The sequence below is a fragment of the Citrobacter sp. KH_055_1 genome (genome assembly GCF_057838705.1).
Genome location: NZ_CM174473.1, coordinates 1,508,307 through 1,530,202, shown reverse-complemented (window position 1 = coordinate 1,530,202; position 21,896 = coordinate 1,508,307). Strand labels below are relative to the sequence as shown.

At 53.1% G+C, this 21,896-nt stretch carries 23 protein-coding genes; 6 read left to right on the top strand and 17 right to left on the bottom strand.

The genetic code is table 11. The annotated features are described in order from the left end of the window. Positions 1-14: 14 nt before the first annotated feature. Positions 15-566: a phosphodiesterase gene (gene yfcE / locus AC3ITF_RS07130; protein WP_115257902.1), complete on the bottom strand. Its 552-nt coding sequence runs from the start codon at positions 564-566 to the stop codon at positions 15-17. 55 nt (positions 567-621) lie between these two features. Then, positions 622-1,266: a glutathione transferase gene (gene yfcF / locus AC3ITF_RS07125; RefSeq protein WP_135911678.1), complete on the bottom strand. Its 645-nt coding sequence runs from the start codon at positions 1,264-1,266 to the stop codon at positions 622-624. Between the two features lie 134 nt (positions 1,267-1,400). Between yfcF and yfcG the strand changes: the two genes are divergently transcribed. From yfcG to AC3ITF_RS07105, 4 genes are all read left to right on the top strand, one after another. After that, on the top strand, positions 1,401-2,036 hold the full coding sequence (gene yfcG / locus AC3ITF_RS07120; protein ID WP_489176432.1) for a GSH-dependent disulfide bond oxidoreductase: 636 nt from the start codon (positions 1,401-1,403) through the stop codon (positions 2,034-2,036). 54 nt (positions 2,037-2,090) lie between these two features. Further along, positions 2,091-2,453, top strand: a complete 363-nt coding sequence (gene folX, locus AC3ITF_RS07115; RefSeq protein ID WP_096756358.1) for a dihydroneopterin triphosphate 2'-epimerase — start codon at positions 2,091-2,093, stop codon at positions 2,451-2,453. Between the two features lie 19 nt (positions 2,454-2,472). Continuing rightward, entirely contained in the window at positions 2,473-3,366 is an 894-nt protein-coding gene (locus AC3ITF_RS07110; protein WP_096756357.1) for a TIGR01777 family oxidoreductase, read from the top strand. 70 nt (positions 3,367-3,436) lie between these two features. After that, the gene (locus tag AC3ITF_RS07105; protein ID WP_137362126.1) at positions 3,437-3,955 is read left to right on the top strand and encodes a GNAT family N-acetyltransferase; all 519 of its coding nucleotides are present in this window, start codon (positions 3,437-3,439) and stop codon (positions 3,953-3,955) included. A gap of 31 nt (positions 3,956-3,986) precedes the next feature. On the opposite strand, the gene hisP is transcribed toward AC3ITF_RS07105, so the two are convergent. From hisP to AC3ITF_RS07070, 7 genes are all read right to left on the bottom strand, one after another. Continuing rightward, complete coding sequence (gene hisP / locus AC3ITF_RS07100) at positions 3,987-4,760, bottom strand: histidine ABC transporter ATP-binding protein HisP (protein ID WP_096756355.1); 774 nt, start codon at positions 4,758-4,760, stop codon at positions 3,987-3,989. 7 nt (positions 4,761-4,767) lie between these two features. Continuing rightward, a complete protein-coding gene (hisM, locus tag AC3ITF_RS07095) occupies positions 4,768-5,481 on the bottom strand; it encodes a histidine ABC transporter permease HisM (RefSeq protein WP_096756354.1) in 714 nt (237 codons plus the stop codon). Continuing rightward, positions 5,478-6,164: a histidine ABC transporter permease HisQ gene (locus AC3ITF_RS07090; RefSeq protein WP_096756353.1), complete on the bottom strand. Its 687-nt coding sequence runs from the start codon at positions 6,162-6,164 to the stop codon at positions 5,478-5,480. Before AC3ITF_RS07090 ends, hisM begins: the two co-directional genes overlap by 4 nt. 186 nt (positions 6,165-6,350) lie before the next feature. Beyond that, on the bottom strand, positions 6,351-7,133 hold the full coding sequence (hisJ, locus tag AC3ITF_RS07085; RefSeq protein WP_096756352.1) for a histidine ABC transporter substrate-binding protein HisJ: 783 nt from the start codon (positions 7,131-7,133) through the stop codon (positions 6,351-6,353). A gap of 246 nt (positions 7,134-7,379) precedes the next feature. Further along, on the bottom strand, positions 7,380-8,162 hold the full coding sequence (argT, locus tag AC3ITF_RS07080) for a lysine/arginine/ornithine ABC transporter substrate-binding protein ArgT (protein WP_096756351.1): 783 nt from the start codon (positions 8,160-8,162) through the stop codon (positions 7,380-7,382). A 287-nt stretch (positions 8,163-8,449) separates the two neighbouring features. Further along, the gene (locus AC3ITF_RS07075; protein WP_096756350.1) at positions 8,450-9,019 is read right to left on the bottom strand and encodes a UbiX family flavin prenyltransferase; all 570 of its coding nucleotides are present in this window, start codon (positions 9,017-9,019) and stop codon (positions 8,450-8,452) included. 40 nt (positions 9,020-9,059) lie between these two features. Then, positions 9,060-10,073 carry a LacI family DNA-binding transcriptional regulator gene (locus tag AC3ITF_RS07070; protein ID WP_117343401.1) on the bottom strand — a complete coding sequence of 338 codons (1,014 nt, stop codon included), beginning with the start codon at positions 10,071-10,073 and terminating at the stop codon, positions 9,060-9,062. 340 nt (positions 10,074-10,413) lie between these two features. On the opposite strand from AC3ITF_RS07070, the gene AC3ITF_RS07065 reads away from it, so the two are divergent. Next, positions 10,414-11,817 (top strand): MFS transporter, encoded by a 1,404-nt coding sequence (locus AC3ITF_RS07065; protein ID WP_115257898.1) that lies wholly within the window; start codon positions 10,414-10,416, stop codon positions 11,815-11,817. Between the two features lie 7 nt (positions 11,818-11,824). After that, the gene (locus AC3ITF_RS07060; RefSeq protein ID WP_489176265.1) at positions 11,825-13,792 is read left to right on the top strand and encodes a glycoside hydrolase family 127 protein; all 1,968 of its coding nucleotides are present in this window, start codon (positions 11,825-11,827) and stop codon (positions 13,790-13,792) included. A gap of 101 nt (positions 13,793-13,893) precedes the next feature. Here the strand turns inward: AC3ITF_RS07060 and purF are convergent, their stop codons facing one another. The 8 genes from purF to AC3ITF_RS07020 form a co-directional block, all read right to left on the bottom strand. Then, positions 13,894-15,411 carry an amidophosphoribosyltransferase gene (gene purF, locus AC3ITF_RS07055; RefSeq protein WP_096756346.1) on the bottom strand — a complete coding sequence of 506 codons (1,518 nt, stop codon included), beginning with the start codon at positions 15,409-15,411 and terminating at the stop codon, positions 13,894-13,896. 33 nt (positions 15,412-15,444) lie between these two features. Further along, the gene (gene cvpA, locus AC3ITF_RS07050) at positions 15,445-15,933 is read right to left on the bottom strand and encodes a colicin V production protein (protein WP_096756345.1); all 489 of its coding nucleotides are present in this window, start codon (positions 15,931-15,933) and stop codon (positions 15,445-15,447) included. Positions 15,934-16,167: 234 nt separating this feature from the next. Beyond that, positions 16,168-16,839 carry a cell division protein DedD gene (gene dedD, locus AC3ITF_RS07045; protein WP_115257896.1) on the bottom strand — a complete coding sequence of 224 codons (672 nt, stop codon included), beginning with the start codon at positions 16,837-16,839 and terminating at the stop codon, positions 16,168-16,170. Next, positions 16,829-18,097, bottom strand: a complete 1,269-nt coding sequence (folC, locus tag AC3ITF_RS07040) for a bifunctional tetrahydrofolate synthase/dihydrofolate synthase (RefSeq protein WP_137399791.1) — start codon at positions 18,095-18,097, stop codon at positions 16,829-16,831. Before folC ends, dedD begins: the two co-directional genes overlap by 11 nt. Positions 18,098-18,285: 188 nt before the next feature. Then, on the bottom strand, positions 18,286-19,200 hold the full coding sequence (gene accD / locus AC3ITF_RS07035; protein ID WP_096756342.1) for an acetyl-CoA carboxylase, carboxyltransferase subunit beta: 915 nt from the start codon (positions 19,198-19,200) through the stop codon (positions 18,286-18,288). 149 nt (positions 19,201-19,349) lie between these two features. Continuing rightward, a complete protein-coding gene (locus tag AC3ITF_RS07030; protein WP_096756341.1) occupies positions 19,350-20,009 on the bottom strand; it encodes a DedA family protein in 660 nt (219 codons plus the stop codon). 23 nt (positions 20,010-20,032) lie between these two features. Further along, entirely contained in the window at positions 20,033-20,845 is an 813-nt protein-coding gene (gene truA, locus AC3ITF_RS07025; RefSeq protein ID WP_096756340.1) for a tRNA pseudouridine(38-40) synthase TruA, read from the bottom strand. Then, positions 20,845-21,858 carry an aspartate-semialdehyde dehydrogenase gene (locus AC3ITF_RS07020; RefSeq protein ID WP_115257894.1) on the bottom strand — a complete coding sequence of 338 codons (1,014 nt, stop codon included), beginning with the start codon at positions 21,856-21,858 and terminating at the stop codon, positions 20,845-20,847. The genes truA and AC3ITF_RS07020 overlap by 1 nt, the downstream gene beginning before the upstream one ends. Between the last annotated feature and the right edge of the window lie 38 nt (positions 21,859-21,896).

Below are 21,896 nucleotides of genomic sequence, written 5' to 3'. Positions count from 1 at the left end.
GTTTGTGGGGTAACTTACGGATTAATCTCGATCTGCGCAATGATACTTTGATCATTGAGTGCCATTACGCTGAGAACATTATCATCCAGAATCCCGTAACTTGCCGTAAAACCCCCTTTCGGAATACTGACCGAGCCGGGGTTAAAGTGGTAAATATCACCACGCTTCTCGGCAACCGGCAGATGCGTATGCCCATAAATCAGCACATCACCCGCATTCAGCGCCGGGAGGTTTTCCGGGCCATAAAGATGCCCATGCGTCAAAAAGAGCCGCTGATTATCCATCAGAACCTGCTGCCATGGCGCAGTTATTGGAAAATGCAGGAGCATCTGATCCACTTCACTATCGCAATTACCGCGTACCGCAATAATACGTGACGCCAGCGCGTTCAAGCGGTCAGCAACCTGCGCAGGTGCATAACCTTGTGGCAGCGCATTACGCGGTCCGTGGTTTAAAATATCACCCAATATCACCAGCCATCGAGCCCCGCTTTGGGCAAACAGTTCAAGTACGCGCTCCGTGGCTGGCAACGACCCATGAATGTCCGATGCGAACATCAGCTTCATCACTCACTCCTCGTCGTATAATACCGTTTAATGATACTGGATTATCGCTCGATTATCAGCAGGAACGCTTCGCTGAAAGCGCGATAAAACGTTGTACCGAAGCCCGCTGCCACTGGAAGGTGGCGTAGTCTGCTAACGCCTGTGGAACGTCATCTCCGTTTAGCACCAGACGATTAAGCATTAGCGCTAAATCACAATCTGCGATACACCATTCGCCAAATAAATTTTGTTTCCCATGAGCAAGCAAACTTCCCGCCGTGGCGAACAATTTTTCTGCGCTGGCTTTACCCGCTTCACTCAACGGCGCTTTCTTCACCCCGGCAAACACAACGTCCGTGGAACGTTCTTCACGAATAGGCATCAGGTCGCTGCGGATCCACGCCTGAACCTGGCGGGCACGCGCGCGTTTTTGCACATCATGCGGATAGATGCGTTCCCACTGCGGCGGCGAGAAGGTCTCTTCCAGGAACTCGGCAATCGCCGATGATTCGCTCAATTCAAAACCGTCAATCTCAAGAACCGGGACGCGACGCGTCAGCGCATATCCTTGCCAGGTGGGTTGTAAATGCTCGCCCGCACTGAGATCAACGGTTTTCAGCGTAAAAGGCAGCCCTTTCTCCTGTAGCGCAACGTAAACGGACAACACATAGGGGGAGAAAAAGTTGGCATCTGACCACAGCGTAATTGCAGGTTTGCTCATAATGACCTCGGGATTGGATTGGCTAGCTTTCAAAATATAGAGTCTTTCTCACCCTGTCACTTGATGAAAACTCACGCACGCCAACAGGCTCTATACTTGTCATGACCCGATTCATCACTCAACGGACGCTGAAAATGATCGACCTCTACTACACTCCAACGCCCAACGGTCACAAAATCACGCTGTTTCTCGAAGAGGCGCAGTTGAAATACCGTCTGATTCCTGTCGATATCAGCAAAGGGAATCAATTTCATCCGGATTTTCTGCAGATCTCGCCGAACAATAAAATCCCGGCCATTATCGATAACGCCCCGGAGGACGGCGGTAAGCCGCTCAGCCTGTTTGAATCGGGTGAAATTTTGCTGTATCTGGCGGAGAAGAGCGGCAAGCTGCTCAGCGGTGAATTACGCGAACGCCACACCACGTTGCAGTGGCTGTTCTGGCAGGTGAGCGGTCTGGGTCCCATGTTGAGCCAGAATCATCATTTTAATCATTTTGCCCCCCAAACCATCCCTTACGCCATTGAGCGCTATCAGGTTGAAACTCAGCGTCTGTACAACGTGATGAACAAACGTCTGGAAATGTCCCCCTGGTTAGGTGGCGATCACTACAGCATTGCGGATATTGCTTGCTGGCCGTGGATTCATGCTCATCAGCGTCAGCGTATCGACCTCGATACCTATCCGGCGGTTAATAACTGGTACGAACGCATTCGTACCCGTCCCGCCACGGAACGTGCGCTGCAGCACGCGCCGAGTGAGAACCGGTAACGCGATTCGATTCTCGTGTATCATTAAGAGGTTCATACATGGAGGAAACCTGCAATGTCACAACCTGACGCAATTATTCGTATAAAAAACCTTCGTCTGCGCACGTTTATTGGCATCAAAGAAGAGGAGATCCTGAACCGTCAGGATATCGTCATTAACATCGCCATCCACTACCCGGCAGACAAAGCCCGCGCCAGCGAAGATATCAACGATGCGTTGAATTATCGCACCATTACCAAGAGCATTATTTCGCACGTAGAGAGTAACCGCTTCTCATTGTTAGAAAAATTAACCCAAGATGTGCTCGATATCGCACGCGAACATCACTGGGTCACTTATGCTGAAGTAGAGATCGATAAACTTCACGCATTGCGTTACGCCGACTCCGTGTCCATGACGCTGAGCTGGCAGCGCTAATCGTTATCCGGGAGGCAATATGCAGATTCTGATTACCGGTGGTACTGGCCTGATTGGACGCCATCTGATCCCCCGCTTGCTGGAATTGGGGCATCAGATAAGCGTTGTAACACGTACCCCTGATAAGGCCCGTCAGATTCTGGACTCCCGGGTTACGCTGTGGAAAGGGCTGGAGGACAGGCCCAACCTCAATGGCATCGACGCGATTGTTAACCTTGCCGGAGAGCCCATCGCCGATAAGCGCTGGACGGCTGAGCAAAAGGAGCGTTTGTGCCAAAGTCGCTGGGGTATCACCCAGAAACTGGTCGATTTAATCAACGCCAGCGATACGCCACCGACGGCGTTGATCTCAGGTTCGGCTGCCGGATACTACGGTGACTTAGGTGAAGTCGTCGTCACGGAAGAAGAACCGCCGCACAATGAATTTACCCATAAGCTCTGCGCCCGGTGGGAGCAAATTGCCTGCGGCGCGCAAAGCGATAACACGCGCGTATGCCTGCTGCGTACCGGTGTCGTACTGGCACCTGCGGGCGGTATCCTCGGAAAAATGGTTCCGCCGTTTCGCCTTGGTCTGGGCGGCCCCATCGGTAACGGACGTCAGTATCTGGCCTGGATCCATATTGATGATATGGTCAATGCGATCATCTGGCTGCTGGATAACGATTTGCGTGGCCCATTCAATATGGTCTCGCCGTACCCGGTGCGTAATGAGCAATTTGCCCATGCGCTGGGCCATGCGCTGAATCGCCCTGCTGTCTTACGCGTTCCCGCAACCGCAATGCGCTTGCTGATGGGGGAATCCTCGGTGCTGGTTCTCGGCGGTCAGCGCGCATTACCTAAGCGGCTGGAAGCGTCTGGTTTTGCGTTTCGCTGGTATGATTTAGAGGAAGCACTGGCCGACGTCATTCGATAAGCGCGAAGACTGTTCACTGTCGCCATTACGGTGGTAAGGTTATAAGCCTGACTTCTGTAATGGCGAATTTATGGCGATAATTACCACCCCGCGACTTATCCTCTCCCCGTTTCAACCGACTGACTGGCCGTTTTTCCTGCGACTACGCGAAAACCCGGACATCATGCGCTTTATGGGCACTATCTCCCCGATAAAAGAAACACGCCTGCTGTTCGCCCGGCGCCTTAATGCACCCCATACGTTTGTCATCCGCCAACATCATGACACGACTCCGCTCGGTGATATTGGTTTGCAGATTAGTCATCACTTTCCGCAAGAAGCTGATATTGGCTATTGCATTATTTCACGCGCTCAGGGAAAAGGGATTGCCAGTGAAGCGGTACGCGCGGTGTGCGACTATGCCTTTGAACACGCTGGCGTAATGGCGATAAACGCGTGGGTGCTGGCGGACAACAAAGGCTCGGTACGCATACTGGAAAAAACCGGTTTTGTGCGCACACAGGTGCTCGAGCAAGCCTATGAAGTGAATGGTGTGCATTATGACGACTGGGGTTATCGTCTGGAGTGCGGGAAGCCGAAGGCCCGGTAAGCAACAAAAACGCCACCGGGCAATCGAGCGCTTATTTCAGCGATCCTTTAAGGAACTGCTGTAAACGTGGACTTTGCGGATTACCGAAGACCTGCTCCGGATCGCCTTCTTCTTCAATTTTCCCCTGATGCAGGAAAATCACGTGCGTGGAGACATGACGGGCAAACCCCATTTCGTGGGTGACGACCACCATGGTTTTCCCCTCTTCGGCCAGCTGTTGCATGATACGCAATACTTCCCCCACCAGCTCTGGGTCAAGCGCTGACGTCGGTTCATCAAACAGCAGAACCTCCGGCTCCATAGCCAGCGCGCGCGCAATGGAGACACGCTGCTGCTGACCACCGGACAGGTGCACCGGATACTTACCCTGAGCGCGTTCATCAATACCCACTTTAGCCAGATATTTCACCGCACGCTCGCGGGCTTCCTGCTTGTTCAGCCCTAATACCTGAATCGGCGCTTCCATGACGTTTTCCAGCACCGTCATGTGGCTCCACAGGTTAAAGTGTTGAAAGACCATGGTCAGGCGCGTACGCAGCAGGCGCAGCTGATTTTTATCCGCCACCTTGAGCTGACCGTCTTTGTCACGGACCAGGCCAATGTTCTGACCGCTGACCACAATCGACCCGGCGCTCGGTTTTTCAAGAAAGTTAATACAGCGCAGGAACGTACTTTTGCCAGAGCCTGACGAGCCGATAATACTGATCACATCACCCGCATTGGCCTGCAGCGATACCCCTTTCAGCACTTCATGTTCGCCGTAGTGTTTGTGTAAATCGATAACGTTTAATTTATTCTCAGACATCATGTTCTCAGTGCGTCGAAGGTTTTACATGCTGCAACCAGCGTTTTTCCGCTTTACGGAACAGACTGATCAGGACATACGAAATCATCAAATACAGCACGGCGGCAATACCGAAGGCGGTAAACGGCTGGTAGGTCGCCGAGTTGATATCGCGGGCAATTTTCAACAAATCCGGTACCGTGGCCGTAAAGGCCAGCGCCGTTGAGTGCAGCATTAAAATAACCTCATTGCTGTACGCAGGCAGCGCAATACGCAATGCGGAGGGCAAAATAATGCAGCGATACATCTTGAATGAAGAAAAACCGTAAGCGCGCGCGGCTTCAATCTCACCATGAGGCACCGAACGAATCGCCCCGGCAAAGATCTCGGTGGTATAGGCGCAGGTATTCAGCGTTAATGCCAGCACGGTGCAATTCAACCCGCTGCGGAAAAACGCGTTGAGAAGGTCCGTCCCTTTGACAATTTCCAGCGTGTACATCCCGGAATAAAACACCAGTAGCTGAACGTAAAGCGGCGTGCCACGGAAAATATAGGTAAATAGCCAAATGGGGAACTGGATAAACTTATTGCTGGATACGCGACCAATCGCCAAAAACAGCGCCAGAATGCCGCCCATCACTACGGATGAAATCAGCAACCACAGGGTGATCGCTACGCCGGTAAAGCGATAGCCGTCGGTCCACAGCAGGGATTTCCAGTACTCCTGAATAATCTCAATCACAGGTCAGCCCTCTTCACACCCACAGAGTAGCGGCGCTCAAGGTACAGCAGCACACCATTAGACACGGTGGTAAACACCAGATAGATAAGCCCGCACACTACGGCAAAATAGAATGGCTCCCAGGTGCTCTTCCCGGCAAGCTGTGTCGCTTTCACCACGTCTTCCAGTCCGAGCAGCGAAACCAGCGCCGTCGCCTTCAAAATGACCTGCCAGTTATTGCCAATCCCCGGCAGAGCGTAGCGCATCATCGCCGGGAACATAATCCGGCGAAAAATCTGCGAAGAGGTAAACCCAAACGCCGTCGCCGCTTCAATATGGCCTCTTGGAACCGCCATAAACGCGCCACGGAACGTTTCAGTAAAATAGGCACCGTAGATAAAACCGAGCGTAATAATCCCCGCCACCATCGGATCAATATCAATCTGGCTGATACCAACCGCGTCAGTGACCGTGTTCAGTGCGATTTGTAATCCGTAGAAAATGAGCAACATCAAGACGAGATCGGGTACCCCACGGATCAACGTCGTGTACCCTTCGAAAATCAGCGCCATTGCCCGGCTTTGCGACAGCTTTGCCCCCGCGCCGACAAGGCCTATCAGAACCGCCAGTACCACCGAGCTAAGAGCAAGCTCAAGCGTCACGATTGCGCCCTGTAAAATAACACCTGAAAAGCCATACAACATGCTGCCTGTCCTGTCGTGTGTGGTGAAGTAAGAAGCCTCTTTTGATTTCAGACAAACTGTTAAATGCCGGATGGCGGCGTTGCCTTATCCGGCCTACAAAATCGCTGTAGGCCTGATAAGCGCAGCGCCATCAGGCATAAATTCAACACGTCAAAAATCTACGGGCTTTATCAGCACCAGCGGTGATTAACCGCCATAAACATCAAAATCAAAGTACTTTTTCGCCAGCTTCTCGTAAGTTCCGTCAGCGCGCATTTCTGCAAACGCTTTATTCAGTGCTTCGCGCAGTTCGTTATCCTCTTTGCGCAGCCCCATACCGGTACCCACTCCGAACAATTTCTCGTCTTTCACAGACGGGCCGCCGAATTTGTAATCTTTGCCTACCGGCTGCTTCAGGAAACCTTCGCTGGCCGCAACTTCATCCTGGAACGCGGCGTCAATACGCCCGGCCGTCAGGTCAGAGTAGATATTGTCCTGCCCCTGATAGGAGACAATTTCAATACCTTTCGGCGCCCAGTGTTCATTGCCAAACGTTTCCTGAGTCGTGCCCTGCAGTACACCGACACGCTTGCCTTTCAGCGATTCAATGGTCGGCTGGATAGCCGAATCTTTCGCAACCACCAGACGAGAGTCTGCTGCATAAAGCTTGTCGGTAAAGGCGATTTCCTGCTGACGTTTTTCAGTGATCGAAAGTGACGACATGATGGCATCAATTTTCTTCGCTTTTAACGAAGGGATCAGCGCATCCAGCGGGTTTTCAACGAAGGTACATTGTGTATTAATACGCTTGCACAGTTCTTTTGCCAGATCGATGTCAAAACCGACTAATTCACCCTGCGAATTTTTCGATTCAAACGGGGCATAAGTGGGGTCGGTACCGATCCGCACTTTTTGCGGAATAGCGGCAAATGCTGCGGTAGCACTGGAGAACGCCAGAACCAGAGAAAGAGACAACACCAGTTTTTTCATAACTATCCTCAACAGACTGTCTTTTATAGGGGATCTTTACAGGACCAGGTGCAGTTATCGTGCCATTAATCAGGCCAACATGGCAAAGCATTCTGCCCTGTTGGCGGTATTTTTTTGCATGAAAAGCGCTTAAGTATGCATTCATGCTCATTATGTCAGCGATAAAAGCACCAAAATAGTGCACTGTAACTATCATGCACCGTAATCGTTCCCCGTTACGGTGCAATCGCTTCCCGTATTGGCGTATTAGTCGCCGTAGACATTAAAGGCAAAGTACTTTTTCGCCATTTTGTCGTAAGTCCCATCCTGACGCAGTTCGCCAAGCGCTTTATTAAAGGCCGCTTTCAGCTCTGCGTCATCTTTGCGTAAGCCAATCCCGGTTCCGTCACCAAAGTACTTTTTGTCTTTTACCGAAGGACCCGCAAAATCGTAGTCCTTGCCCGCAGGCTGTTTCAGGAATCCTTCGCTAGCCGCAACTTCATCCTGCAACGCGGCATCCAGACGTCCTGCCGTCAGGTCAGAATAGATAAGATCCTGGTTCGCATAGGCCACCACATCCACGCCTTTGCTGCGCCAGGTATCGTTAGCATAGGCTTCCTGGGTTGAGCCTTGCAGTACGCCAACATGTTTTCCCTTCAGCGAATCAAGGGTCGGTTGGATCGGGGAACCCTTCGCAGCAATCAGACGTGAGTCTGCGGCGTAAAGTTTGTCTGAGAACGCGATTTCTTGCTGGCGCTTTTCGGTAATAGACAGAGAGGAGATAATGGCATCGATTTTCTTCGCTTTCAGAGAGGGGATCAGCGCATCAAAGTCACTGGCAACCCAGGTACATTTGATCTGCATACGCTTACACATCTCATTGCCGAGATCGATATCAAACCCGACAAAATCCCCTTTGGCATCTTTAGAGGAAAAAGGGGCGTAGGTGGTATCTGTACCAATACGAACTGTCTGCGGAAGCGCTGCGTAGCTGGCCGCGGTGGCGGAAAGTCCTACCAGCAATGACAAAGCAAGTACCGTCTTCTTCATACATAACCCTCAAGTGGCGAAATTTTATTATGTTTTACGTTGTGTTGTGTGTTTGCAGACTTTTTCATGCAGGTCTTATGCCATTTTCGCGTCGATGAGGATATTCGACGTTAAATATGTTAATAAAACGTTGCAATATTGTCCTGATTTTGAAGATAGCAGGTATGACGGTTGAACCGCAGCGTTTCGTTACGTTTTAACGAATTAAATGTTGAGGATATGATCGCGGTTACAAAATTGCCCTGAAACAGGGCAAGGAATGCAGATATGCACGCTGGCGGAGCGGCTTATGCCCCCTGCCAGCGGGTAAACAGATCGTGCGGGAGAGCAATGTCGAACTGGTCGAGCACACGGTTAACCGTTTGATTAATCACATCATCAAGCGTCTGGGGACGATGATAAAACGCCGGAACCGGCGGCATAATTACCGCGCCTATTTCCGCCGCTTGGGTCATCAATCGCAGATGCCCCAGATGTAGCGGTGTCTCACGTACGCATAGCACCAGCGGACGACGCTCTTTCAGCACCACGTCAGCGGCGCGGGTCAGCAGCCCATCGGTATAACTGTGGACGATACCGGAGAGTGTTTTAATGGAACAAGGCAGAATGACCATCCCCGCCGTCTGGAATGAGCCAGATGAAATACTGGCGGCGATATCACGCGCGTCGTGATTCACATTGGCTAATGCCTGCACCTCACGTACGGACAGGTCTGTTTCCAGCGCCAGGGTCTGACGCGCCGCCGCACTCATCACCAGATGGGTTTCCACATCAGCAACGTCACGCAAAACCTGTAACAGCCGCACGCCATAAATTGCACCGCTGGCGCCAGAAATACCAATGATGAGTCGTTTCACTGTGAGAGCCCTTTGTTCTTCATGGCGTGACTGTGCCGGATTACCGCGTAGGGTGCAACTGTGAATGTGCAGTCGCACTCAGCGAGCTTTCGCGGATCACCAGCCGCACCGGCAGCAGTAAATTTCGCTCATGTTGCTCGCTGAGCAGTAAACGAAACGCATCTCGCCCAAGCTCGCGCTTATCTACCGCCACGGTGGTTAACGCCGGATGCGCCCAGGCAGCGGCATCGATGTCATCAAAGCCAACAATCGCGATATCTTGCGGCACGTTGATCCCCTTACGCGCGCAGACGCGCATCGCCACCAGCGCGGCAATATCGTTATAGGCAAAGATAGCATCCGGCGGCTGCGGCAGAGCTAACAGTTTGTCCATGCCCTCGACCAGCGCCTGTTCAATATCTTTGACCGGCGGTGCTTCAACACGATATTCCGCGGGTAAAGACAGCCCGGCGTCAAATAACGCCTGCTGATATCCTTCTACGCGCTGGCGGATACTGTAATGGCGTTGCGAATGGCCGAGAAACGCAATGCGTTTGCGCCCTTGTTCAAGCAGATGCCGTGTCGCAATGAAGCCCCCATGAAAGTTATCCGGATTGACGCAGGGAAAATCCGCTGCCCACAGATCCACCAGCGTGACCGGCAGTGCCAGTTTACGCAGCTCGACCAGAGTTTCCGTTTCCAGATACCCTGCGGCAATCAGCGCGTCAGGCTGATGCAAATTAATGAGTTCAGCCAGCGAATCTTCCGGGCCAATCGGCAAGAAACTCATAGCAATATCGTTTTCCCGGCAGGCGTCAGCCACCCCAAGCATCACGCTGGAATAGAACGGCAATGCACTGGCTATATTGTGCTCGCGGTGCAGCAGAAACAGCAGCCGCTTAATGCGGCCACTGCGTAAACGACCGAAATCGTAACCTTCAGACTCGGCAATCGCCAGTATCCGCTGTCGGGTCTCTTCGCTCAGTCCTGGCTGCCCTTTCAGGGCCCGGGACACGGCGGCAATCGACACACCGCACGCCATTGCAATATCTTTGATTCGGGTCTTGTTTGCCATTCCGTTCGTTTTTACCTGTCACGCGTGGTTAAGCCGATGTCGGGTTCCTTAAGCGCTAAGAATACCACTAACGCGCCAATGATTAACTCTCCCTCATTTCCCTACAGAATAACTAACAGAACCACTAATGGCGCCTCCCACCGCCACTATCGTGACACCGATCACTATAAAATAATTATTTCTAGTAAAAACCAGGATCATTTTCACAGAGAAAGAAAACCGTCATATACCGAAATACCCGTACAGCCCTATGCTCAGAACCGTTACATCTTTAGTAAAAACTGTCAGAGATAAGCCGTAATGACTTTTTAAATCATCCCCCCTTGTTCGAGGATTGGTTATGACAATTGCTGATAACCTGGATTCTGATGCACAAACCGTTGATGCGGGAGAAACGCTCTCAACCCGCGAAAAGATAGGCTATGGATTAGGCGATGCTGGTGGACACTGCATCTCAGATTTAATAAGCGGCTTTTTACTTTTTTTCTACACCGACGTGTTCGGGCTTAGCCCGGCCATTGTCGGGGCAATGTTTTTTGTTCTACGCATTTTCGACGCCGTCTCTGACCCTGTGATGGGCGTGGTTGCCGACCGAACCCGCAGTCGCTGGGGGCGCTTTCGTCCGTGGCAATTATGGACAGCCGTTCCCTTGGGCATTATCGGTATCCTGACCTTTACCGTCCCGGATATCAGCCCCAACATGAAAATCGCCTGGGCATTCGGTACCTACTTCCTGCTTTCCCTGGGCTATACCGCCAACAATGTGCCCTACTGTGCGCTGATAAACGCCGTCACGAACCGCCACGATCAGGTGATGTCGTGTCAGTCCTGGCGTTTTGTATTAAGCGGTATTGCCGGCTTTCTGGTTGCGGTCGGTCTGCCGTGGATGGTGGAATTCTTTGGTCAGGGCAATCTGGCCAAAGGTTATCAATATGGCGTCACCGTACTGTGCTGCGTGGGCATGGTGATGTTTTTACTGTGCTTCTTGTGGGTGAAAGAACGCGTACCGCTGTCGCTGGTCGGCAAATTTACCCTGCGTGAGCATCTGGCCGGGCTGCGTAAAAACGATCAGTTACTGATGATGCTGGTGATGTCCTTCCTGCTGGTGAATATCCTGTGTATTCGCGGCGGCGGCTACATGTACTTTATTTCGTATGTTCTGCAGGGCAGCGCCGGGTTTATGTCGCTGTTTTTCGGTGTACTGACAGTGGCGGGCATTTTAGGCGCGATCATCGTTAATCCCCTCTCGCGGCGTTTCGATATGGTGCGCTTGTATATCTGCACCAACCTGATTCTGGTGGTATTTGGCATTGCGATGTGGTTCCTGCCAACCGGAGCTGATTACCGTATGCTGTGGCTGGGCTGCATTGCACTAAACGGCGTGATCCTCGGCTTCACCCTCCCCCTGCACTTCTCAATCATGGCCTTCGCCGACGACTACGGCGAATGGAAAAACGGCGTGCGCTCATCCGGGATGAACTTCGCTTTTAATCTGTTTTTCATCAAGCTCTCGTGGGCATCTTCCGGCGGCATTATCAGTATTCTGCTGATCATGGTGGCCTACCAGCCAGGTCTTGAAAATCAGACCGCAGCCTCTCTTCAGGGCATCACCCTATTGCAAAGCATTGTGCCGGCCATTTTCCACCTCGCACTGGCGCTGTGCCTGCTCAAATGCCGCCTCAATGGCCCGATGATGCAGCGTATTTCAACCGATCTTCACCAACGACATTCACACATTTCCTGAGGTATACATGATGCAGTCTGCTGTGATTGAAGCCGATCTCAACCGAATCACCATCACCGATCCATTTCTGGGTGAATACCAACGCTTGATTCGCGACGTGGTGATCCCGTACCAATGGGAAGCACTGAACGACACGATTCCCGAGGCAGAACCCAGCCACGCGCTGGCCAACTACCGCATCGCCGCCGGTCTGGAACACGGCGAGTTTTACGGCATGGTCTTCCAGGACAGCGATGTCACCAAATGGCTGGAAGCCGTAGCCTGGTCGCTGTGCCAGAAGCCAGATGCAGTGCTTGAAAAAACTGCCGACGAGGTGATTGAGCTGCTGGCTCAGGCGCAGTGTGACGACGGCTATCTCAACACCTGGTATACCGTAAAGGAGCCAGACCTGCGCTGGACCAACGTCGCCGAATGCCACGAGCTCTACTGCGCCGGACACCTGTTTGAAGCGGCAGTCGCCTTCTTCAACGCCACCGGAAAACGTCGACTGCTGAACATCGCTTGTCGCTTTGCCGATCACATCGACACGGTGTTTGGTCCCAAAGAAGGCCAACTGCGCGGCTATCCTGGGCACCCGGAAATCGAGCTGGCGTTGATGCGTCTGTATGAAGTCACTCAGGAACCGCGCTACCAGGCGCTGGCCTGCTATTTCGTCGAGGAACGTGGCAAACAACCCTACTATTACGATATTGAGTTCGAAAAACGCGGCGGTACCCGACACTGGGTTGGTTGGGGCGACGCCTGGCCGGGAATGATCAAAGACAAAACATACACCCATGCGCACAAACCGCTCGCTGAACAGCATGAAGCGGTCGGTCATGCAGTGCGGTCGGTGTATCTGATGACCGGACTGGCGCACATTGCCCGTATCACCCAGGATGAAGAGAAGCGCCAAACCTGCCTGCGCATCTGGAACAATATGGTGCAGCGGCGGATGTACATCACCGGCGGTATCGGCTCGCAGGGCATCGGCGAGGCCTTTACCAGCGACTACGATTTACCGAACGACACCGCTTACGGCGAAAGCTGCGCCTCCATCGGCCTGATGATGTTCGCCCGCCGCATGCTGGAAATGGAAGGTGATGCGCACTACGCCGACGTCATGGAGCGTGCGTTTTACAATACGGTGTTGGGTGGAATGGCGCTGGACGGGAAGCACTTCTTCTACGTCAATCCGCTGGAGACGTACCCGAAAAGTATTCCACATAACCATATTTACGATCACATTAAGCCGGTGCGCCAGCGCTGGTTCGGCTGCGCCTGCTGCCCACCGAATATCGCCCGCACGCTGGTCGCCATTGGTCACTATATTTTCACCCCGCGACCGGACGTGCTGTTTATCAACTTCTACGCCGGGAGCGAAGCGCAGTTCAGCGTAAAAGACCAGACCCTGGCGCTGAACATTAGCGGTAACTATCCATGGGATGAGCGGGTCACTATTCACTTTAGCCAGCCAAAGACCGTTGAACATACCGTCGCGCTACGTCTACCGGCGTGGTGCGAAACACCGCACGTGCAGGTCAACGGAGAAACGGCACAAGGCAGAGTGATTAAGGGCTATCTGCATCTGCGCCGTCAGTGGCAGCAAGGTGACATCATTACCCTGAACCTGCCGATGACGGTCCGTCGCGTTTACGCCAACCCACTGGTGCGCCACGCTGCGGGCAAGGTCGCTATTCAGCGCGGGCCGCTGGTGTACTGTCTGGAACAGGCGGATAACGGTGCTGAGTTGCATAACCTGTCGCTGCCAAAAGCAAGCGAGCTGCGTGAAATTCAGGGCGTCGGAGTGCTGAAGGGCAAAGTGTTGCTGCAAGCTGAAGGGCTGCGCGTGTTGACCGCTGAGAGTGACAAGCCGCTGTACAGCTTTGATAACCGTCAGACAACGGTCGAAAAGCAGACCTTAACGTTTATTCCGTGGTTTAGCTGGGCCAATCGTGGCGAAGGTGAAATGCGGATTTGGGTCGACGAGGCGTAACATAAAAATGCCGGATGGCGGCTACGCCTTATCCGGCCTACAACGATGGTGGACTATAGGCCGGATAAGACGCAAAGCGTCGCCATCCGGCATGCCCTGACTTACCCTTCGTTGTGCATCTCGAGGTTTTCCGCTTCATTCTGACGCAATACCGCTTTAGCGTCATCATTGCGCAGGGAATCGAGGAAATCGAGGTACTGTTGGTCAACGTCTTTGGTGACGTACACGCCGTTGAACACGGAACATTCAAACTGCTGAATATCCGGATTCTCTGCGCGGACGGCTTCGATCAGATCGTTCAGATCCTGGAAGATAAGACCGTCAGCGCCGATGATTTGGCGGATCTCGTCAACTTCGCGGCCATGAGCGATCAGCTCCGTCGCCGTGGGCATATCAATACCATAGACGTTCGGGAAGCGTATTTCCGGTGCCGCAGAGGCCAGGTACACTTTCTTCGCCCCGGCTTCACGCGCCATCTCAATAATTTGTTCAGAGGTGGTCCCGCGCACGATGGAATCGTCTACCAACAGCACGTTCTTATCGCGGAATTCAGCACGGTTGGCATTCAGCTTACGACGCACGGATTTACGACGCAGTTGCTGACCCGGCATGATAAAGGTACGGCCGACGTAACGGTTTTTCACAAAGCCCTGACGGTACGGTTTACCGAGAATCCGGGCAATTTCCAGCGCGATATCGCACGAGGTTTCCGGAATAGGGATCACCACATCGATGTCCAGATCTTCCCACTCACGAGCAATTTTTTCGCCAAGCTTGGTGCCCATATTCACGCGGGCGCTGTAGACGGAAATCTTGTCGATGAACGAATCAGGACGCGCAAAGTAAACGTACTCAAACAGGCACGGATTGCTGACCGGATTATCCGCACACTGACGGGTAAACAAGTTGCCTTTTTCAGTGATATAGACCGCTTCACCCGGCGCAACGTCGCGCAGAAATTCAAAGCCAAGGGTATCCAGCGCCACGCTTTCAGAAGCCACCATATACTCGGTGCGGCCATCACCAATATCGCGTTTACCCAGCACCAACGGACGGATACCGTTAGGGTCGCGGAAGGCAACCATACCGTGGCCGATAATCATCGCTACACAGGCATAGGCACCACGGATCTGGCGGTTCGTCGCGGCGATCGCGGCAAAAATATTGTCCGCTTCCAGCGGGTAGTGGCGGAAGTTATCCAGCTCACTGGCGAAAATATTCAGCAGGATTTCTGAATCGGAAGTGGTGTTGATGTGGCGGCGCTTTTCTTCAAACAGCTTTTTACGCAGCTCATGGGCGTTGGTCAGGTTGCCGTTGTGGGCAAGCGTGATCCCGTACGGTGAGTTGACATAAAAAGGTTGAGCTTCGGAGGCGCTGGAGCTGCCAGCAGTTGGATAACGCACATGACCGATGCCCATATTGCCCTGCAAACGCTGCATATGGCGAGCTTCAAAAATGTCGCTCACCATGCCGTTCGCTTTTCGCAAGCGGAAGCAGTTGTTGGCATCAATGGTGATGATGCCAGCGGCATCCTGGCCACGATGCTGGAGCACCGTTAACGCGTCATAAATCGACTGGTTTACCGGCATAACACCGGCGATACCGACAATACCGCACATACGTCTTTTCCTCGTTCAGCAACGACCCAAAATTTATACTTTGGGCAAGAAACTTGACGAGCTTTGCAGATAGTCAAAGAACCATCTGATGATGAAACTGAACTGCGGGATCAGCTGCGACTTACTCCAGTCTTCACTTTTCGACACACCGGTAAACGTATCGAGAAAGAACAGTATGGCGGCGACGATCAACGCTCCGCGCAAAGCACCGAAGCAGATCCCCAACACCCTGTCGGTACCCGACAGACCTGTTTTCTCCACCAGTTGGCCTATCACAAAGTTAACGATAGCGCCGACGATAAGTGTCGCGATAAACAGTATCGCGATAGCAATCCCATTTCGAACCAGTTCGTCTTCAAAGCCCGTAAACCAGACAGACAGGTAAGTGTAGTAATGGCTGGCGACAAAGAAAGCACAACCCCAAGTCACCAACGATAATGCTTCACGAACAAAGCCACGGATCAGGCTAACCAGACAGGAAAAACCAATCACCGCGATAATGGCGTAATCAATCCAGACCATATATGTCCCACGATTTTACGCCCTGTCGTCCTGTTCGGGGCGCATTCTAACAGAAAAAGAAAACGTTTGCGTAGGGATTTCCTTTCCACGCGTAAATAAAAATGGCGCTGAAAAAATCTTCAACGCCATCTAACTTTTTGCCTCTTTGGGCACTGCCGGATGGCGGTGTAAACACCTTATCCGGCCTACCTAAGCGTAGCGCCGTAGAGCGCAGCGCCATCAGGCAACGTCCCCTTAATTAGGGGTATACCCCATCACGACCCCACTCAAGCCGGAGATCTTCTGCAGTTCGCCAAGCGAATTTTTCAGCTTATCTCTGGAGGCGTCAGGCCCAACGAGAATACGGGTTATTTTACCCTGTACCGGCGTGGACGGGGAAGTAAATACCCGGAAACCCGCACCGCGAAGTTTACCCACGATCTCATTGACCTTGTCCGCATTTTTCAGCGCACCCAGTTGCACAACATACGCTTTGCCGGTCGGTGCCGGCGCTTCTGCGACAACCGGTTTCGGTGCAGGTGCAGGGGCGGCCGGTGTTGGCACTGGCGTCGCAACAACAGGTTGTGGCTTCGGTTTAGGTTTAGGTTGCTCGACCGGCGCAGGAATAGGATCAAACTCCGCGCCGTTAGCCACCGGCAGGCGCGACGGATCCAACGACGGCGCGGCAGCATCGCCCGCACGCACCTCTTCTGCTGCACCTTCCGGCGGCTGCGTCGGCAGCGCCTGCGTGGCAGCAGGCATCATATCCGGTTCATCGCGGTCACCAGGTTTTGGCACCAACGGAATGGCCGCGAACTCATCCTGATAATGTTTTTTCTGCCCGTCAAGCAGCCCGGGAAGCACAATCACCCCGAGCGCAACCAGCACAATTGTGCCGACTAATCGATTCTGAAACTTACTCGCCACCGCTTCTCCCCACGTCTATCACTTCCATGACATGTGCGACAGTGTGAAACGATCCACACACCAACACGGTATCTTCTGGTTTTGCATCTGCCAACGCCGCACGCCATGCCTGCGCCACGCTATCATAGGCCTCACCTGTTCCCAGATGTTCCAGCAGTTGTTCTGCCGTCGCGCCTCGCGGCCCTTCCAGGGGCGCACAATACCACGCGTTTACCACACTTTTCAGCCAGGCCAGCGTACCGGCAATGTCTTTATCATGTAGCATACCGATAACCGCAAGCACGCGCCCGTTTTTCACTAACTTTTTCAGACGCCCGGTCAGATATTCTGCTGCATGAGGGTTATGTGCGACATCAAAAATAACGCGCGGCGATTCGCTCACAATCTGGAAACGCCCTGGTAAAATGGCCTGCTCAATCCCCTCACGAATCGCTTGCTCGCTAACATCAAGTCCGCTTGCCCGTAGCGCAGCCAACGCCGTGGCGGCATTCGGTTGCGGCACCTGAGGTAACGGAAGATGCGTCAGCGTACCGTGACTGTCGGTAAAGGACCAGTCGCTTTCCGTCACCACATAGCGCCAGTCAACGCCACAGCGCTGCAAAATAGCCCCGGTCTCTTGTGCCACATCGGCAATGGTGTAAGGCATTTCCGGTTCACCGACAATAGCCGGTTTTTCAGCGCGGAAGATCCCGGCCTTCTCACGACCAATGCTTTCGCGATCCGGCCCCAGCCAGTCAGTATGGTCAAGTGCAATACTGGTGACTACGGCGACATCAGCATCAACGATATTGGTAGCATCAAGACGCCCGCCCAGGCCGACTTCCAGAATCACCACATCAAGCTTAGCCTGCTTAAACAACCACAGCGCCGACAGCGTACCGTATTCAAAATAGCTCAGCGAAATATCACCGCGTGCGGCTTCAATCTCGGCAAACGAGGCAGTATGGGCAGATTCCGCGAGTTCACGCCCCTGCACGCGAACGCGTTCCGTGTAGCGCACCAGATGAGGAGAACTGTATACCCCGACTTTATATCCCGCCGCGGTCAGTACGGATTCCAGCGTACGGCAGGTTGTACCCTTACCGTTGGTGCCTGCCACCGTGAAAACAAACGGCGCGGGTTTCAGCACACCCAGATTTCGTGCAACCTGGCTGACGCGCTCGAGGCCGAGATCGATGGTTTTACTGTGCAGGTTTTCCAGATAAGAAAGCCACGACGCCAGGGGCGACGCGGCTTGGGGAATACGTTTATTGTCCATGATGCCTGTCAATTCGTCACGTTAATAAAAGCAAAAGGGCAGCGCCAACCGGCCTGCCCTTTTCTACTCGTCGTCTTTCACGTTGCAGGCGCGTTGGCTGTGCTCGCTCCCCCGAATCACTTAGCGGTGTAAGCTCATCGGGAATCACTCACCGTCTTCCTGCGACGCGAAATCCATAGAGTCCGTTATCAGGCCTCTGATTCCTGATCGGGTACCGGAGGTACCACTACGCCTTCAGTCGGCTCATCCGGATTCGGCGCCGGAAGATTCATCAGCTTCGCCAGAACGCTCGCCAGTTTCAGGCGCATTTCCGGACGGCGGACGATCATATCGATAGCGCCTTTTTCAATCAGGAATTCACTGCGCTGGAATCCCGGCGGCAGTTTTTCACGTACGGTTTGCTCGATAACACGTGGACCGGCAAAGCCAATCAGTGCTTTCGGTTCAGCAATGTTGAGGTCGCCCAGCATCGCGAAACTTGCGGAAACACCGCCCATGGTTGGGTCAGTCAGTACAGAGATATACGGTAAACCGCGTTCCTGCATTTTTGCCAGCGCCGCAGAGGTTTTAGCCATCTGCATCAGCGACATCAGCGCTTCCTGCATGCGCGCCCCGCCGGAAGCGGAGAAGCAGATCAGCGGACAATTGTCTTCCAGCGCCTGCTCAACGGCACGAACAAAACGTGCGCCAACCACAGAACCCATGGAGCCGCCCATAAACGCGAACTCGAATGCGGCTGCAACGACCGGCATACCGTGAAGCGTGCCTTTCATTACTACCAGCGCATCTTTTTCGCCGGTTTCTTTCTGCGCAGAAGCCAGTCTGTCTTTGTACTTCTTGGAGTCACGAAACTTCAGCAGGTCTTTCGGCTCAAGCTCGCTACCCAACTCCACAAGAGAACCTTCATCTAACAGGCTATGCAGGCGATTGCGCGCCGACATGCGCATATGATGGTCACACTTCGGACAGACCTCAAGATTACGTTCCAGCTCAGCACGGTATAATACCTGACCGCAGCTATCACACTTGGTCCACACCCCTTCAGGAATGCTTGCCTTGCGGGTGGGAGTAATATTGCTTTTAATTCGTTCAATCCAGCTCATTGGTGACCTTTCTGCCTGAACCTTAGTCAGCTTTGTTATAAGGGGCGCATAATGCCATTTTTGCCCCCAACAGACCATGAATGTTGCACATTAAAACATAACAGCCCGAAACTTTGGACAAAAAAGTGGTCGAACCGCTGAGTTACTTTCTATTTTTGCGCCCTTGATGCTGCGCGTTTGTGACGAATCACTTCGATAACACCAGGCAATACGGAGAGGACGATAATCGCCACAATCAATAATTTCAGGTTTTCCTGCACCACCGGCAGATCGCCAAACAGATAGCCTGCGTAGGTGAACAGTAATACCCACAGCAGCGCGCCCGCTACGTTAAACAGTGCAAAATGACGGTAGGACATGTGTCCCATACCGGCAACAAACGGTGCAAATGTGCGTACGATAGGGACAAAACGCGCCAGAATAATGGTTTTACCGCCATGACGCTCATAGAACGCGTGGGTTTTATCCAGATAGCTGCGACGGAAAATTTTCGAGTTCGGATTGCTGAACAGCCTTTCGCCGAACACCCGACCGATGGTGTAGTTCACCGCATCGCCCACTATTGCCGCCACGATCATTAACGCCACCATCAGATGGACATTTAAATCATTAGTGGGCAATGCAGAAAGCGCGCCTGCGACAAACAGCAGCGAATCTCCCGGCAGAAACGGCGTAACCACCAGTCCGGTTTCACAGAACAGGATCAGAAACAGAATGGCATATACCCAGACACCGTATTCTGCGACCAACTCCGCCAGGTGCACATCAATGTGCAGGATAAAATCAATAAGAAAGTAAATCAGTTCCATAGTATGCCTTTATACGACTCAAATTAGTCCGCCAGAAATAGCGGGCCCATCGGCGGTTTTGGCAGGTCAAACCGGTCGGGGTAATCTACCGCCACCAGATACAAACCTTCCGCTTTCGCCGTTGCCGCTGCCAGCGTTCTGTCCTTCGCCGCTAACAGTTCTGCTATCCAGCTCTCCGGCTGGTTGTGGGCACCTACTTCCATCAGGCTGCCAACAATATTCCTGACCATATGATGTACAAAGGCATTCGCTTTAATATCTACCACCACATAAGGACCATGACGCGTCACGTTAATGTGCATCACGTTACGCCACGGTGTGCGCGACTGGCACTGCACTGCCCGAAACGAGGTGAAATCATTCTCCCCAATCAGGCATTGGGCCGCGCGATGCATACGTTCAGCATCCAACGGCTCATAGTAATGCGTCACGCCTTTACCCAGAACTGCTGGGCGCAACCGATGATTGTAGATGATATAACGGTAGCGGCGCGCCGTGGCGCTAAACCGCGCATGAAAATCATCCGGTACAGCTTTCACCCAACGCACGGCAATGTCACCAGGTAAATTCGCATTTACCCCCAGCGTCCATGCCGCATCTTTACGTTGCGCGGTGGTCTCAAAGTGCACCACCTGGCCCGTACCATGAACGCCAGCATCGGTACGCCCGGCACAAAATACCGTGATGCGTTCATTGGCGACCTGCGAAAGTGCTTTTTCCAGCTTTTCCTGAACGCTGCGAACTTCGTTCTGGCGCTGCCAGCCATAATATTTGCTGCCATCATACTCAATACCCAGCGCAATTTTATGGACGGGCAGCTGTTGCAGGTCAGACATTAGTACATATACTCCTGCACCAGTTTTTCAGCGATTTTCACCGCCATCAACGCGCCGCCAAAGCGTACGTTGTCTGCTACAGACCAAAACTGTACCTGTTCTGGCATACCGTAATCATTGTGCACGCAGCCTACCGAAAGATGTGGGCTACCCGACGCATCGCTGACCTGGGTTGGGAAATCGGTCGCTTCCGACAGCACAATGTCCTCACCGCGCTCAAACGCATCGCGCGCTTCTTCTGCTGCCAGCGGACGTAATGCTTCAAAGCTCACCATTTGCGCATGACCGTAGAACACCGGCGACTGTACGATGCTGGCGGAGATCATCAGCCCCTCGTCCTGCATGATTTTACGCACTTCATCAACGATACGACGCTCTTCACGCACACTGCCTTCGCGGTCTGGCAGCAACGGCAGCATGTTGAACGCCAGTTGACGGCCAAAGAAATCGTCGTCATCAATCGGAATACCGTTGAGCAGTTTCGCACTTTGCCCGGCCAGCGCATCTACCGCTTTTTTGCCATGAGCGGAAGCTGAAATAATATTGGTCACCGTAATACGCGAAAGGCCACCGTCGTCAATCAACGGTTTCAATGCAGACAACAGTTGGCTGGTCAGGCTGCCAGGGACCGCAATCACGTTGCGGTTGCGGTAATCTGCCAGTACGAACGGGTTCACGTCCGGTACCACCAGCGGGACGTCCGGCTCAAGCGCAAACAAACCGCTGCTGTCAATCACCAGGCAACCCGCATTGGTGGCTTCTTCTACCCAAGCTGCGGTGGCTTCCACGCCCGCAACAAAAAAGGCCAGCTGCGCTTGAGTCCAGTCAAAGTCAGCGACGTCCTGGACAATGATTGATTTACCGTTAAAACGCAGGTGCTCACCCGCGCTTTCATTACGAGCCAGCGCATAGATCTCACCGACCGGGAACTGGCGTTCCGCCAGCGTGTCGAGCAGGGCTTCGCCTACGGCGCCCGTTGCGCCCAGAATGGCAATATTCCAGCCTTCAGACATGGTGATTTACTCCAGAAATACGTAAGCGTCCCTGTCGT